This window comes from Bradyrhizobium sp. AT1 (assembly GCF_001590795.1).
Lineage (GTDB): Bacteria > Pseudomonadota > Alphaproteobacteria > Rhizobiales > Xanthobacteraceae > Bradyrhizobium.
On the sequence record NZ_JXDL01000001.1, the window covers coordinates 3,896,378 to 3,911,522 of the forward strand.

The following is a 15,145-nucleotide window of genomic DNA, read 5'->3' on the forward strand; positions in this document are numbered from 1 at the left end:
ATGCCTCGAACACGCGACGGATTTACGGATATGGACTGGGACAAGCTGAAGGTGTTTCACGCAGCGGCGGAAGCTGGCAGCTTCACGCATGCGGGCGAGCAGCTCGGCCTGTCGCAATCGGCGGTGTCGCGCCAGGTCTCGGCGCTGGAGCAGGAGCTTTCGGTCTCGCTGTTCCACCGTCATGCCCGCGGCCTGATCCTCACCGAGCAGGGCGACCTCCTGTTCCGCACCGCGCATGACGTGTTCATGCAGCTCCAGGCGGCGCGCGCGAAACTGACCGACAGCCGCGAGCGGCCGAGCGGCGACCTCAAGATCACCACCACGCCCGGCGTCGGCATCAACTGGCTGATCCCGCGGCTCGGCGAGTTCACCGCGCTCTATCCGGAGATCCGCATCTCCTTGATCGTCACCGACGAGGAGCTCGACCTGTCGATGCGCGAGGCTGATGTCGCGATCCGCACCCGCAAGCCGACGCAGCCGGACCTCATCCAGCGCAAGCTGTTCGCGATGGGCTTCCATGCCTATTGCTCGCCGGAATACATCAAGCGCTTCGGCACGCCGCGCACGCTGGAGGAGCTCGACTCCCACCGCATCATCACGCTCGCCGACGGCAACTTCGCGCCTCACTTGCAGAACCGCAACTGGCTGGTCGAAGCCGGGCGCAACGGCTCGGGTCCGCGCGAGGCCTATTTCAGGGTGAACAACATCCTCGGTCTGGTGCGCGCCTGTCAGCAGGGCCTCGGCATCGCCGCGCTGCCCGACTACCTCGTCGAGGAGCAAAGCAAACTCGTGCAGCTGTTCGGCGAGTCGGATTCGATCCAGCTCGACACCTACTTCGTCTATCCCGAGGAGTTGAAAACGGTGGCGCGCGTGCAGGTGTTCCGCGACTTCGTGGTCAGCAAAGCGCAGCGCTGGCCGTCCTGATTTCCGCATGACTGACATGCGGCCTCGGCTGTTGCTGCAGGCCGCTCGTCAAGCCCATACTGTTTGCACGCTGAGCCTTCGCGTTGCGCATTTGTCCCCCTCCTCCAGTGGCGCGGGAGTTCAGTAATCCCTCTTGGAAGGTGATTGTGTCGGCCTCACGTGGCCAATACCTTAAGCCGGGCTCTTTGGGCCCGGCTTTTTTTCTGTCAAATCAGCCTTCGCCCTCCGCGTGTATTGACAGTTCCGCGCCAACCCCGCATCATTTGCAAATGATCACGAAGTCGTGCGCAATCTCGTTCGAGGCCGTCGCCTCGAAAAAAGGCCCCCATGCCGGGGCCTCGGATTTTTGCGCGCACTAGCTAAAGCTTCGTCATCGCTGCAAATCTTCGAAAACCCCGCCGCCTGGACGGGGTTTTTTCATGCGCCCTCCGTCTCAGGCTTTTTTCCCGAGAAGGAGATGGAAACATGACTGGTCTACAGGAACAACTGCACGGGCTGTGGCTGCCGCTGGTGACGCCGTTTCGCGATGGGGCGCTCGACGAGCGGTCACTGCGGCGGCTGACACGGCACTACTGCAACCAGGCTGTCGACGGCTTCATCCTGGGGGCGACCTCCGGTGAAGGCATGACGCTGCGCGAGGCCGAGCTCGAACGTCTCGTTGCCGTCGTGCGCGACGAGATGGCAGCGGGCCGCCGCAACGTTCCGGTCTGCCTCGGGCTATCCGGCGCGGACACCTCGCGGCTGAAGGAACGTCTCGACGAGACCGCGGACTGGCCGATCGAGGGTTATCTGATCGCCAGTCCATATTATGTGCGACCCTCGCAGCGCGGGCTGCTGGCGCATTTCGAGACGCTCGCCGATCACGCCGCCTGGCCGCTCGCGCTCTACAACATTCCCTATCGCACCGCCGTGAACATCACCAACCAGACCATGCTGCGGCTCGCCGAGCACAAGAACATCATCGGCCTGAAGGATTGCGGCGCGAGCCGCGAGCAATCGATCGCGCTGCTGCGCGACCGGCCGAAGGACTTTCGCGTGCTCACCGGCGAGGACGCGAACTATTTGGAGGCGCTCGGCGACGGCGCCGACGGCGGCATCGTGCTGTCGGCCCATGTCGAGACCGCGACGTTCGCGGCCGTGTATGCCGAGATGAAGCGCGGCAATCCCGACGCGGCGCGGGCGCGCTGGCAGGAAGTCGCCGAGCTCACGCGGCTCTTGTTCACCGAACCGAGTCCGGCACCGGCGAAGTACTGGCTGTGGCGATGCGGCCTGATCGATAGTCCGGAAGTGCGCCTGCCGATGGTGGAGGTCAGCAGCGAGCTCGCGGCCACGATCGACCGCGAGATCGAGCGGCGCATGCAGGTCGCGGCGTAGCGGCCTCTCTTCACGGCACCTCCGCGTCATTCCGGGGCGCGCGTAGCGCGAACCCGGAATCCGCGGTGGGGACGGCCGACCGTACCCTTGGTTAACCGCGCCCCAACGCCCTTCGCGTCCGCCGCATGGCGCATCCACGCCTCGTTTACGCTTCTGTCCCTATCGTTGTCCTGCAAAGCTTCTCACAGGGGGAATGACCATGGGGCATCGCACCCGGCCTACGGCCGCGAGCCAGTTCGCGCCCACCGATCTCTTGCAGGGAATTCTCGTCGTATCGTCGTTCGGGTTCTGGGCGGTGATGCTCGGCCTGATGCCGGTGCTGCTGTTTCGGGTCTGGCTCGCCTGAGGCCGCGGCCCGCGCGGATGGTTAAGCGGCGCTCACAAATGCGCGCAAAATGCGAGCGGGATTGCAAGCCGGAATTTTAAAACATCGCAGCTATCGTTCACGCCCATAAGCGAAGAAATCGCGGGGGCATTTGTGAATAGTCATCATGAGATGGCGTCGCATTACGACGCCGGACAGCAGAGCTTTACCACCGAGGACATTCTCTGGGCCGTCGGCATCTGGTCGGTGATCCTGACGCTGTCGCCGGTCATCGTGTTCTACATGCTGATGGTGGCGTAAGCTTCGAGGGAGACCCGGAAACGCAAAACGCGCGGACATCCGCGCGTTTTTCGTCCGGGGAATGATTTAAAGAATTATGCCGCCTGCTTGTGCATTGCGCCGGATGCCGACGCCGTGCCGCGAATAGCCTTCACTGAACGCTCGATCGCCGCCCACAGCCTTGCGATTTCCTGCGCCGCACGGCTCTCGGCCTGGTACTCCCGCGCGCCTTCGCCATGGCTCAGCGCCATCAGCAGATCCGAACGGTTGGTGATCTGGCCGCCCCACACCGGAGCACGGAATTTGGCCAGCGCTTCGCGGGCGATGGTGACGATCGGGCTTTCGGCTTCGTCGCGCTTGGCCGGCGCACCGTTGAGCACGACCGCATAGGGCTTGCGCGCCGCACGGCACATCTGGATGGTTTCCTGCACCGCGTTGACGTCGAACACGCCGGGACGGGCGGGAATCACCACCATGGTGGCGTTCTTGATCGCGTCGTCGACCACGGCCGACAGGTTCGGCGGCGTGTCGATCAACACCCATTCATAGCCGTCGCGCTTGGCAGCGGAGACGATGCCGCTGACGGAGTTCACGGCCGACTTGATCGGCGGTTCGTTGGTGCCACGCAGCTTGTGCCACAGCGTGAGCGAGCCTTGCGGGTCCGCGTCCACGAGCATGACCTGCTTGCTCGCCTTGATCTGCGCGGCGAGATGTGCGGCTAGGGTACTCTTGCCCGAGCCGCCTTTACGCGATGCAAAAACAATAACGTTCATACCTTCGGCCTCCAGATTGACCCCAGGCCGCGAAAATGAATCACCGCGCTGATTCGTGAAAGATAAATTTATCGAGAGTTGCGTTACAGCCACGAAATAACAAAGCGTGCTGGCTTTTGAGTCACACTGCGATGTGCGAGGCGCGACAAGTCTGCAATGAAACGCCGTGTGCGTGAGCGTATGTGCGTTTTTTGAGCAGTCGTTCGGGACAAAACGGAATGCAACCTCGCCGCGCAAACCCGCATCCGACTCTTTTCCGTCGTGCTGGCCCGGCGTCGTCGCAAGCTTCACGCCAGCTTCGCGAACAAAAGGAGTCCGTCACCTGACGAAGTTTCGAAAGGGGAACGCGGGCAGCCCGCGCTAGCCGTCGCTGGTCTTTTTCTTCTTCGTCGCCGGCTTGCTGCTCTTCTTCGCGGTTTTGGGCGCGATGTTGGTCGGCCTGCCGGCGCGCTGCTCGGCCGGCTCGGGTCCGCGGCGGAAGAACACCGCGCATTGCGGCGAGAGCTGCGTCTTCTTCTTGATCATGCAGGCGGTGATGGCATCGACGTTCGGCACGAACTCGCTGCACAGCCGCATCGCATCCGGCGTGCAGGCCTGCTGCTCCTCCGGGGTGTAGGCGAAGCCGGCACCGGGCTGGATCAGCACGGCCAGGGCCATCCCGAGGGTGGCAGCGGCCAAGGATGTCTTGAAGCGAAGCGCCGGCATCGAATCCCCCAAATGTCGAGTCACGGAGAATAGTGGGTGAACCGCGGTTCGTTGGCAACCGAGGGGGGATGCGAAAGGTCTGAGCTGTGCGGTCTCGGCAACAGGCGGGTGAAGGTCCGGTGCGCCATGCGGAGTCGTTCCAATCCACAGCTGTTATCGCCGCCTACGCGGGGATGACAGCTGTGTGCGAGGGAACAGCGCCCCCCGCAACCAAAAAATACGAAAACAACCCCATGCACAGTAGCAAGCCACGGTAATCGCTGAACATTTTTCGCCTTAGGATTAAGCGAAACGCGGTTTGACTTGTCGGGCGAAACAGGGGCATCATGTCACATCCAACAAGATGCGCGTGGGGTGGTCGGCCTGTCTCCTGCGCTGGTCGAAAAGCGCACGGAGGAATGATCGCATGGAAGGCAATGACGCGGAGCTGCCGCTTGCGGGCGTCACGGTGGTCTCGCTCGAGCAGGCGATCGCGGCGCCGCTGGCCAGTCGGCATTTGGCGGACTGGGGCGCGCGGGTGATCAAGATCGAGCGGCCGGGCGCGGGCGATTTCTGCCGGGACTACGACCACGTCATGAACGGCCTATCGAGCCAGTTCGTCTGGACCAACCGGTCCAAGGAGAGCCTCGCCATCGACATCAAGAGCGAGGACGGCCGCAAGGTGCTCGACGCCCTGCTGCCGCAGGCCGACGTGTTCATCCAGAACCTCGCGCCGGGCGCCGCGGAGCGGCTCGGCCTCGACGCGGCGTCGCTGCTGAAGAAGCATCCCCGCATCATCGCCTGCGACGTCTCGGGCTATGGGACCGGTGGTCCCTACAGCGACAAGAAGGCCTATGACCTGCTGGTGCAGTGCGAGGCCGGCGTGCTCGCCATCAACGGCACCGAGGCGGAGCCGGCCAAGGTGGGGCTGTCCGTGGTCGATATCGCCACCGGCATGTACATCCTCAACGGTGTCTTGATGGCGCTGTACCGCCGGGAGCGGACCGGCAAGGGCACGGCGTTCCAGGCCTCGCTGTTCGACAGCATCACGGACTGGATGAGCTATCCCGCCTTCTACACGCACAGCACGGGCCGGCCGCTGCCGCGCACCGGCGCCAGGCACGCGACGATTGCGCCCTACGGCCCGTTCCGGGTCGGCGACGGCACCACCGTCTTCTTCGGCATCCAGAACGACCGGGAATGGCGCTCGCTGTGCCGTCTCGTGCTCGGCGAGGCCGACTTCGCCGACCATCCGCGCTTCCGCACCAATCCGCTGCGTATGCAGAACCGCGACGAGCTGCAGGCGCATATCGAGCAGCGTTTTGCTGCCATGACCGGCGAAGAAGTGCTGCGGCTGCTGGATGAGGCCTCCATCGCCAACGCGCATCTCAATTCGGTCGAGGCCTTCCTGGCGCATGAGCAGCTGCATGCGCGCTCGCGCGTGCAGAGCGTCGGCTCTCCGTGCGGGCCGGTGATGAGCTTCCTGCCCGCGCTGACCATTCCCGGAATGACGCCGCGGATGGATCCAGTGCCGGATGTGGGAGAGCATAACCAGGCCATCCTCGGCGAACTCGGTCTGACGAAGGAGGCGTGACGATGGCGCATCAGCGGCCCATGCGGGCCTATCTTGCCGTCCCCGCGCATCGCGCCCGTCTCGTCGCCAAGGCGGCGGCCTCCGCGGCGGATGCGGTGTTCATGGATCTCGAGGACGCGGTGCCGCCGTCCGAGAAGGGCCTTGCGCTGAGCGAAGCCGTGCAATCCCTCGCCGCGCTCGACTGGGGCAACAAGCGCGTCACGGTGCGGATCAACGCCGCCGACAGCCCGTTCATCGCTGAGGAGCTGCGCGCGCTGGCGGCGCTGCCGCGGCTCGATGCCTTGATCGTGCCAAAGGCGGAGCGCCCGAGCGACATCGCTGCGATCGCCGAGCAGTTGCGGGCAGCCGCGCCCGATCGTGCCGCGCCGGTCGCGCTGGACTTGTTGATCGAGACCGCGCTCGGCCTCGTCAATGTCGACGCGCTCGCCGCGTGCCACGCCAGCGTCGCCGCGCTGCACCTCGGCGTCGGCGATTTCGCCGCTTCCATCGGCGCGCGCTCCTCCGACATCGGCGTGTCGCCGGACGGCTACCGCCATGTCGGCTCGGCGCAAAGCGGCTATGCCACCGCGCCGCTCGACCTGTTCGCCTATCCCATGATGCGCCTGCTGGTAGCCGCCCGCGCACGCGGCCTGATCGCCATCGACGGCCCCTGCGGCGCGTTCCGCGACGCGAGGCTGACGGAAAGCAGCGCGCAGAAGGCCGCGGCGATGGGCTTCGACGGCAAGCAGGTCATCCACCCCGACCAGATCGAGCCGACGCGGCGCGCGTTCATGCCGACGGCCGCGGAGCTGGCGCAGGCGCGGCGCATCGTCGAGGCCATGGAGCAGGCGGAGGCGAACGGCCAGGGCGCGGTGACACTGGACGGCAAGATGATCGACTATGCCAATGTGCGCATGGCGCGCCGCATCATCGGGCTGGGATCATAGCGACGATTGCAGGCCGTGCCCGACGCCGATCCTCCATAGGCCGTTGGTTCAGGGCCCTCGCAAGACGAGCCGGCCAAGCAGCGCCGCAAGTTCGCTCTGCCTGGATATGCCGAGCTTCTGAAATACGCGCTTCAGCACATTGCGCGCCGTCTCTTCGGCAATCCCGAGCCGTCCCGCAGCTTGTTTCGGCGGAACGCCAGAGCCCACCAGCGAGGCGATCCTGGCTTCCCCGAGCGTCAAGCCCAGGATGTCCCGCACGATGGCCGGATCCGGCGGCTCGGCAGATTTCAGCTCGATCGCGAGCACGATCGCTCGCGTGCGGGTCAGAAAATGACTGTCCGAGTGTGCGCCGGCGGTGATCGGCAGGAGATAGATGACGAAACGCCGGCCGGTTGCGCTCGCCTCGACGAGAATGGGCCTCGGCTCGGCCAGCAGATCGCGCGCCTCGGCGCGAAGCGTTTGCGTCATCGCGGTCTCGAACGGCCCCCGGCTCGCCGCCATGCGAACACGCAGACGATCGTTCACGAGGTCGAACACTTCGCCGAGAAGGTTCTCCCCGACCGGATTGGCGAACAGCACGCGGGCCGACGAGTCCAGCGCGAACACGCCGATGCCGATCCGCGCGAGGGCGTCGCCAAGGCCCAGATTGGCCAATTCGGTATCAAGCAGCCGGATCGACAGCCGCAACGATTTCTCGGCATGGCGCCCGAGCGTCGCGATCAGGTCCAGTTCGGCGTCGGAGAATTGCGGCTTGGCGAAGGCCCGCTGCACGCTGAGCGCCACGAGGATCCGTGGATCGGGTGACACCCCGATCGATCCGAACCAGCCCAAACCGTGCCTTGCAAGGAATTCCCTGCTGAAGGGATGGTTGAGGTAGGCGTCATCGACCGGGCCGATGTGTCGATCGGTGAAGGGCTCGCCGCTGACGTAAAGGCCGGACGAGACGCAACGTTCCGCCTTGAAATCTTGCTGCGCCCAACGCGCCCCATAGTCGGCGAGCGCAGGCGCGAGGCGGTCGGAGGCGATGGCTCCGAACGCCCCGTCATCCCTTCGCCATTGCAGGATCGCCCCGGTGTCATCGAAGCAGTCGGCGATCTTGCCAAGAGCGGATGGCCAGAACGATGGACTCGCTGCCGCATCGTAGATCGCTTCGATGGCAGGGAGGAGACGGTCGGCGGCAAGGGCCATGGGTTCCCAATCGATCAGAGAATATATTAGGTTAAATGAAGCTGCAGGTTACACGAGATCGCCTTTCGGCAATTGCCATTCGGCTGGTCGTCCGAAACTTCCAAGGGATTTCTGGGCATGAAGGCGATTACGGTGGCGGTGCACAAAATTGTCTTTGGTCAGCCGTGCCGCTACCTTGCACTCGCTGTGCGGGAATTCTTGTGAACGCTCACCATCATCGAGCACTGCCAGCGTCATCAGCGGCGGTGACGCTGGAAGGCAGGATGATCACCTATCCCGATCTGCGGATGGCGCGCAGGATCATGGAACGGGGATCGTAGGCGCGCATGGCCACGCTGTTGATCGTCGCGCCGGTGTTTGCGCTGATCGCCGCCGGCTATGCCGCGGTGCTGTTTCGCTTCGTCTCGGAGAGCGCACACAAGGGCATCAGCGAATTCGCCTTCAGCATCGCGATCCCTGCCCTGCTGTTCCGCACCATCGTCGTCTCGGAATTCCCCGACGTCAGCCCCTACCGGATGTGGGGCGCCTATTACGGCGCGCTCGCGCTGACCTGGATCGCGGCGCTGACGATCTCGGCGCTGCTCCGCGCGCGGCGCGAGGACCGCGAAGACGGCGTCGTGTTCGCGATCGGGTCGGTCTACGGCAACATCGTGATGCTCGGCATTCCTCTGGTGCTGTCCGCGCTCGGCAACGAGGCGGCGGGGCCGATGGCGCTGATCCTGTCGGTGAACACGCCGCTGCTCTGGCTCTGCGGCATTCTGCAGATGGAGCTGGTCAGCCGCAAACGCACCGGCTCGGCGCTGTCGGTGATCCGCCCCGTGCTCACCGATCTCGCGCGCAACCCGCTGATGCTGGCGATCGGCTTCGGCGTGGTCTGGCGCTTCACCGGCCTCGGCCTCACCCCCGTCATCGACCGCACCATCGAGCTCCTGGCGCAGGCGGGCTCGCCGACGGCGCTGATCGCGCTCGGCATCAATTTGTTCCGCTTCGAGGTGAAGGGCGAGAAGCTGAGCATCTTGGTGATGTGCGCGCTGAAGCTCGCAGCGATGCCGGCCGCGGCGTTCGTGCTGGCAAGCCTGCTCGACCTGCCGCCGATCGCTGCCGGTGTCGTCGTGCTGTTCGCGGCGATGCCGACCGGTGCGAATGCCTACATCTTTGCAGTGCAGTATCAGCGGCTGGTGAACCCGGTGTCGGGCGCGGTGGCGCTGGGCACGCTGCTCGCGGCGGCGACGCTGCCGGTGGTGGTGTGGGTGGTGGCGGGAGGCGTGAAATAATTCGGCCGCATGCGTGTGGCAGACCACCATGGACGGAGCGTGTCATGGCACAGAACATCTACGACAATCCCGAGTTCTTTTCGGGCTACAGCCAGCTTCCACGCCAGGTGCATGGCCTTGCCGGCGCGCCCGAATGGCCGGCGTTGCGCGCCATGTTTCCCGACGTCGCCGGCCGGCGCGCAATCGATCTCGGCTGCGGCTTCGGCTGGGTGTCACGCTGGCTGCGTGAGAATGGCGCTCGCGAAGTTCTCGGCATCGACCTCTCCGAGAGCATGATCGCTCGGGCGCGGCAGACCACCGCCGATGCCGCGATCACGTATCGCATTGCGGACCTCGAGACGCTCGAGCTTGCGGAAGCGGCGTTCGATTTCGCCTTCAGCTCGCTGACCTTCCACTATATCCGCGACTTCGACCGGCTCACGCGCATGATCCATCGCGCCCTCACGCCGGGCAGCCATCTCGTCTTCTCGATCGAGCATCCGATTTTCATGGCTGCCGAGCGTCCCCACTGGATCGAGGATGAGAACGGACGCAAGACCTGGCCCGTCAATCGCTATGCGATCGAAGGCGAGCGCCGCACCGATTGGTTCGCGAAAGACGTGGTGAAGTATCACCGCAGGATCGGAACGACGCTCGGCGCGCTGATGCGCGCCGGATTCACCATTGAGGCCCTCGACGAATTCGCTCCGTCGGCGCAACAGGTCAGGGACAACCCGGCGCTCGAGCAAGAGCTGGAACGGCCAATGATGCTGCTGGTGTCGGCGCGGCGGTAGAGGTCGTAGGCGCCGGCATCGCTGAAGTTCAGTGCACGGTCAGCGCAGGCCCAGGAAGGACAGCACCGCACCGATCACGACGACGAGTCCGACCAGATAGATAATCCCGTTCATGTCTCAGCTCCCTTGCTTCATCCTGCCGCAGCTACAAACACCGGAGGGACCGAAAAGGTTCGCCGGGGCCGGCCGGTGTTTTCTGCCGAGAGCGCGGAACGAAAACGAGCAATCCCGCCGGGGCCCTCGCGCCATCATCCCGGCGATTTTGCCATTGCACGCAAAAGTAGCTACAATGCCTTGATACCTGTTGCAGGGAGGGTGACATGGCAAGCCGCGAAGACATGCTCGCATTGATCAGGGACGCCTACGCCGCGCGCGACGGCGCCGACACCGACAGCCTGATGACGGCTTTTCACCCCGAGGGCGCGTTCGCCCTGATGGGTGACAAAAGCGCGCTCGAATTGACGGGACGCATGGAGGGCCACCCGACCCTGCACGCAGCCTTCACGCAACTGACCGCCGGCTTTGGCTTCGAGGGCCGCGAGATCCTGGCCGAACTGGTCGACGGCGATCGCGTCGCCGTCCACTCCCGCGTCAACGTGCGGTACAATCCGACAGGGAAGACGGTCAGCACGGAGATTCTGGACCTGTTCAAATTTCAGGACGGGAAGATCGCGGAGCTGATCGAGTTTGCGGACACGGCGCAGATCAAGGCGATGATGGGGTGAGGCGCGGGCCCGCGCGCACTGTCGCCGAAATTCTGCTGACTGCCGAAAGCACTATTGAGTGTGCCGGCCCACGCGCCAGCCCATCTCCCAGAAGTCCGCCTCGAGCCGGGTGGCTTCCCTGAAGATCGCGATCAGCTCGGCCTCGCGAGCCGGCGTGGCGTAGAGATGTGCGAGATGATCCAGATGCGCCCGCGCCTTGGCAGCGACCTCCTGGTAGGGCGCGCCGGCGTACTCGGCGATACAGACGCGATAGGCGTTCGTCGCAGCGTCAGCACCGGGCCGCGCGGCGAGCCGCGTTGCGATCTCCGCGTACCCGATCACGCAAGGCGCAAGCGCCACCTTGAGCGCCAGCAGATCACCGCGCATTCCCGCATCGAGCACGTAGCGCGTATAGGCCAGCATCTCGGCCGCCGGAGGCGCCTGTTCAAGGTCGGCCGGCGACAGACCCCAATCGGCACAGAGTTTGACATGCAGGTTCATCTCGACATCGAGGATGGCCGACAGGCCGGCCGATGCTTCGCGCATATCGGCAAGCGTGGGCGACTTGTAGACCGCAAGCGCGTAAGCGCGCGCAAACTCGATGAGGAACAGGTAGTCCTGAACGAGGTAGTGACGAAACGCCGCTTCAGGGAGCGAGCCGTCTGCTAGTCCGTTCGTGAAGGGATGCTCGGTGTAGGCCCGCCACTCGACGGATGCTGCTGTCTTGAGACGTTCGAAGAAGGTCACGATGTTTTTCGCCGGGGTTGCTTGTCGATGAACGTCTTTGGCTCGCTACCGATAGCGCATTGCGAACCGGGGAGCTATGGTGGCGGCGCACAAAGCTGGCTTTGAGCAGCGTGGCGGTAGGGTCACGGCGAGAGTTTCCGTACTGTCACCGTAGTGCCCATAGGAAGCGCCAATGGCCAGTCGGCTCGCAACATTTGATTAGGATCAACTCTTGGTAAGCCTATTAAGAATGTCCGCGAACCCAGACGAATAGCGTTTGCTGAATTGTATTTGCACCGCAACGCGCTCAACTACGTATTCCGACAGCATACTATTAGGCCTCGCGATATCTGGCTTGAAAAGAGCAAGATTGATTCCCTCGCCCACAGCGCTCCGATAGACGACACCGTCGTATCCGCACTTTTTAGTGAACTCACATAAATACTGACTGGGCACATAGTCGATTGCCGCTCCTTGAGGGAGTACCGGCCTGGTTAACTCTTCGCCTAGCCTTTCTAGAAAACCGATATCGCTCCGCAACTTTCCAATCTGATCTTCGTCACCCAGTTCTATCGGCGACACTAGGCGCCTGGGATTTCTGAGATCGAGCAATCTAGTTTCTGTTGGAATCGTGAAGGTCGCTACGCCCACTCTCTCGCCAGTATGCGGCCTCACTTCTGCGGCAGAAGTTTCTGGCGTGGAAGCAACGTAGAGATACGGAATTCCTGCTGGATTAGCTCGTCCATGTGAGGCAATCCTTCTCGGCGGAGGCCCCATCTCCTCAACTTTATAGGATCTATTCTCCTGACAAATTCGGGCGCGGTACCACTTAGCCGGCATATCCTTAGCGGGGAGCAGCTGTAGAAGCTGTTCTAGTCGGCCCGCATCCAGCTGAATATTTGGAAAGTAACGGTTTCCATACATTAATTCGTCGCGAAGCTGCTCCCAACGAAGTAGCGCATCGCTCTGAAAGCGCGGGGACGGGACAAACTTTTTCCTGACGATCTCCCCATCATCGAGCACATTGGCAAGTAAATCTTTTGATCTCGCAACATCCATGCGCTCGTGGTCAAACATTGCCCAATCGGCCTTGAACCACTCGACCAGCAATTTGCCATCTTCGTTTGGCTCGTAAATGTTGACGAGCGGTCGAAAGAAATCGGCGAGTGAAGACGGCACCACAAGAATCTGATCAACACTTAGACAGTAAGCGCACTCCCCCCGTTCTTCCGATAGTCCCGGAAGAATGTCTCCCAAACCACGATCGCCAAAACAACGAGCGCAACATTTCATTGGAAGCGTCTGTCAATTAAAGAACGCCGCTAGTGTTTCAATGTGATGTTTCATCGATAGCTTCTTGACGTAGCCAAGACCTGGAAAATGCTTCTTCGCGAAGAGTTCTCTGAACTCTTTCACAGCTTCGGTCTCAAGCACCTTCGAGGTGCCGCTATCAAGCTTTGCGATCATTGCCGCGAGAGCTTGCGCAAACTTGCCTGCAGGATCCGTCGGAGTGTTTTGGCTGATTGATTTAAAATGATAAATGAACATTTCATTGTCTTGATCAGGATCGATGAACGTAAGATGGATTGCTACTGCGTAAGCGGGCCCTCCACCTTCCGTGTAGTCGTCACCTGCAATGAGAAAATCGCCAAAACCATTCATGCCCTCCTCGGCGAATGTCACATGTAGGTCAGAAAAGCTCTCGACGAATGGATGATCCCGATTTCGTCGGCGCTCAAAGCCGTCCCTCAACAACACGCGCTTGCTGCCGCTGAAGTGCTTTCGGTAAAGCTTTCCGCAAAAATCCTCAAAGAACACGTGGCGCATATTGAAGAGATCATCGCCAAAAACGTCCGCGAGGCTCTTAGCGTTGGTAAAACCAGCATGAATAAGGGTGCATTGCTTATCGTGCTTCGAAACTAGATCTGCGACCATGGCAGCCGACGTGTCGTCCTTGAGCAGGACACCAGTCTCAATTCCAACCTTGTTGGCATAGCTGTCGTTTAAGAGATCTGAGATGCCATCCCCCGAGGAATGATCGCCGTGATAAGGATTGACGATTACAACGGCCCTGCCGCTCGCCTCGCAGACGGCATCTAGCGACCTCTCCAGACCGCCTAACGCTTGCTTCACCGGTTCAATGATTGGAACGAAATTACTAGCGGCCAGTATGGGAGCCGTCTCACGTACCGTCAGCAGCTCATATTGCTTGCCGCGGAGGTATGGGAAATACATTTCTCTTCTCCCCAACGCATCGCATCTTCAAGACGCGCATTGAGCGCCAAAAGCAATCTTTGGTGGTCCGAGGTTCTTAATGGAACCGTAAGCGCAGCGGGTGTCAATGACTGCGGCAAATCTTCGACTAATTTCCCGAGGGGTAATAGATTGCGGGTCTTCTTTAGGACGGTCACCAAAGCGGTATGAAGGTCAACGGAATTGAGACGGGCAAACAGAAGCCGTAGCTCAGCACGCATCAAGGTGTTTGGCACGTCCGGGATTGCGATTCCGAAGCTCTTCAAGATCAACTTCGCTTCGTCGGTTCGGATCGACTCAAACACAGTTGCCGGGCAGATCCGGTCTGGACGCTCTCGTGCATCTCGCAATTTCGAAATGGTTTGACGAGCCGACAGACTGAGTACGCCAATCTCGTTATCGGTTGACCTAAGGATAGAATCTACGTGCTTTTCGGCGGTTATGACAAACACTCGCGCGAATACTCGCTTGTAGGATTCCAGCTGCTTCTCTAGGCGATCCAGAGAGTCCCGCTCGGATTTAATCTCGTATACGGTCGACGTACCATTGAGGATGGCCACGTCGGCCTTGCATTGACCGACGCGAAATTCAGCTAACATGCTTGCCGTTTTGAGGGAGTGGGTTCCCAGCAGGACATTGTGGGTTAAAGCCGCCTTGTAAATATACTCGTCCCTATTTCCAACTACGCGCAGCGCAGCAAAAGCAGTATCAAATGCGTCTCGAACGCGACCATGTTCAGCGGGGACTTCGAATAGGCGAGTTTCACGAGCGAGACGTGCAAACGCAGACGAACTGCCACGTGTCGCCAGTTCGCGAATAATCGACGAAGCGAACAAGCGCGAGACGGCGGCCTTTGCCGCACGATCTTGGGTTGCTGCTTTCATTCCTATCCTTGCGATTCGCGCGCATACTCAAGCCAGTATGCGCATTTGCGGGTAAAGCTCCAGTAATGCCTCGAACCAACCGACCCTATGGCGCCGGATCGCGCCTCAACTATGCTAGGGTCTTGAATAGCTTGGTACAGTTGGGTGGGCTCGAACCACCGACCTCCTGTTCCACAGACAGGCGCTCTAACCAACTGAGCTACAACTGCATCCTTGCGAGCCGCCCTGAAGGGTGCCTGAAAAGGCGTCGACCTAGGGGGCTGGACGGGGCGGAAACTAGGTGCAACGGCCCGGTTTGGCAAGGCCGCAATGGGGTGAAAAACCGGGTGAAATCATGCTTCGCGCAACGAAATCCGGCCTGATGGCGAGTATCGAGGTGTTGCGCTCGCGCTGCCGGCTGCCGAGGCACTCCCCGGGCTGAGAGAGCCCTCACCCGTCGCCCTGCGATGCTTCGCATCGCCTGT

At 61.9% G+C, this 15,145-nt stretch carries 16 protein-coding genes and 1 tRNA gene; 9 read left to right on the forward strand and 8 right to left on the reverse strand.

Annotated features, from left to right (window positions below; translation table 11 throughout):
- From SE92_RS18165 to SE92_RS35935, 4 genes are all read left to right on the forward strand, one after another.
- Nucleotides 1-924 (forward strand): LysR family transcriptional regulator, encoded by a 924-nt coding sequence (locus SE92_RS18165; RefSeq protein WP_063197141.1) that lies wholly within the window; start codon nt 1-3, stop codon nt 922-924.
- Between the two features lie 465 nt (nt 925-1,389).
- Nucleotides 1,390-2,298, forward strand: coding sequence for a 4-hydroxy-tetrahydrodipicolinate synthase (gene dapA / locus SE92_RS18170; protein ID WP_063197143.1), 909 nt, complete (start codon nt 1,390-1,392; stop codon nt 2,296-2,298).
- 199 nt (nt 2,299-2,497) lie between these two features.
- Nucleotides 2,498-2,644 carry a hypothetical protein gene (locus SE92_RS36715; protein WP_198172690.1) on the forward strand — a complete coding sequence of 49 codons (147 nt, stop codon included), beginning with the start codon at nt 2,498-2,500 and terminating at the stop codon, nt 2,642-2,644.
- 132 nt (nt 2,645-2,776) lie between these two features.
- Nucleotides 2,777-2,923: a hypothetical protein gene (locus SE92_RS35935; RefSeq protein ID WP_157095541.1), complete on the forward strand. Its 147-nt coding sequence runs from the start codon at nt 2,777-2,779 to the stop codon at nt 2,921-2,923.
- Between the two features lie 74 nt (nt 2,924-2,997).
- Here the strand turns inward: SE92_RS35935 and SE92_RS18175 are convergent, their stop codons facing one another.
- Together SE92_RS18175 and SE92_RS18180 are read right to left on the reverse strand one after the other, a co-directional pair.
- Nucleotides 2,998-3,675 carry an AAA family ATPase gene (locus SE92_RS18175; protein ID WP_027547672.1) on the reverse strand — a complete coding sequence of 226 codons (678 nt, stop codon included), beginning with the start codon at nt 3,673-3,675 and terminating at the stop codon, nt 2,998-3,000.
- A 360-nt stretch (nt 3,676-4,035) separates the two neighbouring features.
- Complete coding sequence (locus SE92_RS18180) at nt 4,036-4,380, reverse strand: hypothetical protein (protein WP_063197145.1); 345 nt, start codon at nt 4,378-4,380, stop codon at nt 4,036-4,038.
- 406 nt (nt 4,381-4,786) lie between these two features.
- On the opposite strand from SE92_RS18180, the gene SE92_RS18185 reads away from it, so the two are divergent.
- Both SE92_RS18185 and SE92_RS18190 read left to right on the forward strand, forming a co-directional pair.
- Nucleotides 4,787-5,953, forward strand: coding sequence for a CaiB/BaiF CoA transferase family protein (locus SE92_RS18185; RefSeq protein ID WP_063197147.1), 1,167 nt, complete (start codon nt 4,787-4,789; stop codon nt 5,951-5,953).
- A 2-nt stretch (nt 5,954-5,955) separates the two neighbouring features.
- Complete coding sequence (locus tag SE92_RS18190; RefSeq protein WP_063203612.1) at nt 5,956-6,879, forward strand: HpcH/HpaI aldolase/citrate lyase family protein; 924 nt, start codon at nt 5,956-5,958, stop codon at nt 6,877-6,879.
- Nucleotides 6,880-6,927: 48 nt separating this feature from the next.
- Here SE92_RS18190 and SE92_RS18195 read toward each other — a convergent pair whose 3' ends face one another.
- Complete coding sequence (locus tag SE92_RS18195; protein WP_063197149.1) at nt 6,928-8,067, reverse strand: helix-turn-helix transcriptional regulator; 1,140 nt, start codon at nt 8,065-8,067, stop codon at nt 6,928-6,930.
- A 326-nt stretch (nt 8,068-8,393) separates the two neighbouring features.
- On the opposite strand from SE92_RS18195, the gene SE92_RS18200 reads away from it, so the two are divergent.
- The 3 genes from SE92_RS18200 to SE92_RS18210 all read left to right on the forward strand — a co-directional run bounded on the left by SE92_RS18200 (nt 8,394) and on the right by SE92_RS18210 (nt 10,839).
- A complete protein-coding gene (locus SE92_RS18200; RefSeq protein WP_063197151.1) occupies nt 8,394-9,341 on the forward strand; it encodes an AEC family transporter in 948 nt (315 codons plus the stop codon).
- A 44-nt stretch (nt 9,342-9,385) separates the two neighbouring features.
- Nucleotides 9,386-10,114 (forward strand): class I SAM-dependent methyltransferase, encoded by a 729-nt coding sequence (locus SE92_RS18205; RefSeq protein WP_063197153.1) that lies wholly within the window; start codon nt 9,386-9,388, stop codon nt 10,112-10,114.
- Nucleotides 10,115-10,452: 338 nt separating this feature from the next.
- On the forward strand, nt 10,453-10,839 hold the full coding sequence (locus tag SE92_RS18210) for a nuclear transport factor 2 family protein (RefSeq protein WP_245324632.1): 387 nt from the start codon (nt 10,453-10,455) through the stop codon (nt 10,837-10,839).
- Nucleotides 10,840-10,890: 51 nt separating this feature from the next.
- On the opposite strand, the gene SE92_RS18215 is transcribed toward SE92_RS18210, so the two are convergent.
- From SE92_RS18215 to SE92_RS18230, 5 genes are all read right to left on the reverse strand, one after another.
- Nucleotides 10,891-11,565, reverse strand: a complete 675-nt coding sequence (locus SE92_RS18215) for a TenA family protein (RefSeq protein WP_063197157.1) — start codon at nt 11,563-11,565, stop codon at nt 10,891-10,893.
- Between the two features lie 204 nt (nt 11,566-11,769).
- Entirely contained in the window at nt 11,770-12,801 is a 1,032-nt protein-coding gene (locus SE92_RS18220; RefSeq protein WP_245324635.1) for an RES family NAD+ phosphorylase, read from the reverse strand.
- Between the two features lie 48 nt (nt 12,802-12,849).
- Nucleotides 12,850-13,779: a sce7725 family protein gene (locus SE92_RS18225; RefSeq protein ID WP_063197161.1), complete on the reverse strand. Its 930-nt coding sequence runs from the start codon at nt 13,777-13,779 to the stop codon at nt 12,850-12,852.
- On the reverse strand, nt 13,737-14,681 hold the full coding sequence (locus SE92_RS35070; protein ID WP_084251842.1) for a sce7726 family protein: 945 nt from the start codon (nt 14,679-14,681) through the stop codon (nt 13,737-13,739). Before SE92_RS35070 ends, SE92_RS18225 begins: the two co-directional genes overlap by 43 nt.
- 132 nt (nt 14,682-14,813) lie before the next feature.
- Nucleotides 14,814-14,890, reverse strand: a tRNA-His gene (locus tag SE92_RS18230).
- Nucleotides 14,891-15,145 lie beyond the last annotated feature (255 nt).

Excerpts from the sequence above, each read along its gene's own strand:
- SE92_RS18165 (WP_063197141.1), top strand. The coding sequence starts at position 1 with ATGCCTCGAACACGCGACGGATTTACGGATATGGACTGGGACAAGCTG.
- dapA (WP_063197143.1), top strand. The coding sequence starts at position 1,390 with ATGACTGGTCTACAGGAACAACTGCACGGGCTGTGGCTGCCGCTGGTG.
- SE92_RS36715 (WP_198172690.1), top strand. The coding sequence starts at position 2,498 with ATGGGGCATCGCACCCGGCCTACGGCCGCGAGCCAGTTCGCGCCCACC.
- SE92_RS18175 (WP_027547672.1), bottom strand. The coding sequence starts at position 3,675 with ATGAACGTTATTGTTTTTGCATCGCGTAAAGGCGGCTCGGGCAAGAGT.
- SE92_RS18180 (WP_063197145.1), bottom strand. The coding sequence starts at position 4,380 with ATGCCGGCGCTTCGCTTCAAGACATCCTTGGCCGCTGCCACCCTCGGG.
- SE92_RS18185 (WP_063197147.1), top strand. The coding sequence starts at position 4,787 with ATGGAAGGCAATGACGCGGAGCTGCCGCTTGCGGGCGTCACGGTGGTC.
- SE92_RS18190 (WP_063203612.1), top strand. The coding sequence starts at position 5,956 with ATGGCGCATCAGCGGCCCATGCGGGCCTATCTTGCCGTCCCCGCGCAT.
- SE92_RS18195 (WP_063197149.1), bottom strand. The coding sequence starts at position 8,067 with ATGGCCCTTGCCGCCGACCGTCTCCTCCCTGCCATCGAAGCGATCTAC.
- SE92_RS18200 (WP_063197151.1), top strand. The coding sequence starts at position 8,394 with ATGGCCACGCTGTTGATCGTCGCGCCGGTGTTTGCGCTGATCGCCGCC.
- SE92_RS18205 (WP_063197153.1), top strand. The coding sequence starts at position 9,386 with ATGGCACAGAACATCTACGACAATCCCGAGTTCTTTTCGGGCTACAGC.
- SE92_RS18210 (WP_245324632.1), top strand. The coding sequence starts at position 10,453 with ATGCTCGCATTGATCAGGGACGCCTACGCCGCGCGCGACGGCGCCGAC.
- SE92_RS18225 (WP_063197161.1), bottom strand. The coding sequence starts at position 13,779 with ATGTATTTCCCATACCTCCGCGGCAAGCAATATGAGCTGCTGACGGTA.
- SE92_RS35070 (WP_084251842.1), bottom strand. The coding sequence starts at position 14,681 with ATGAAAGCAGCAACCCAAGATCGTGCGGCAAAGGCCGCCGTCTCGCGC.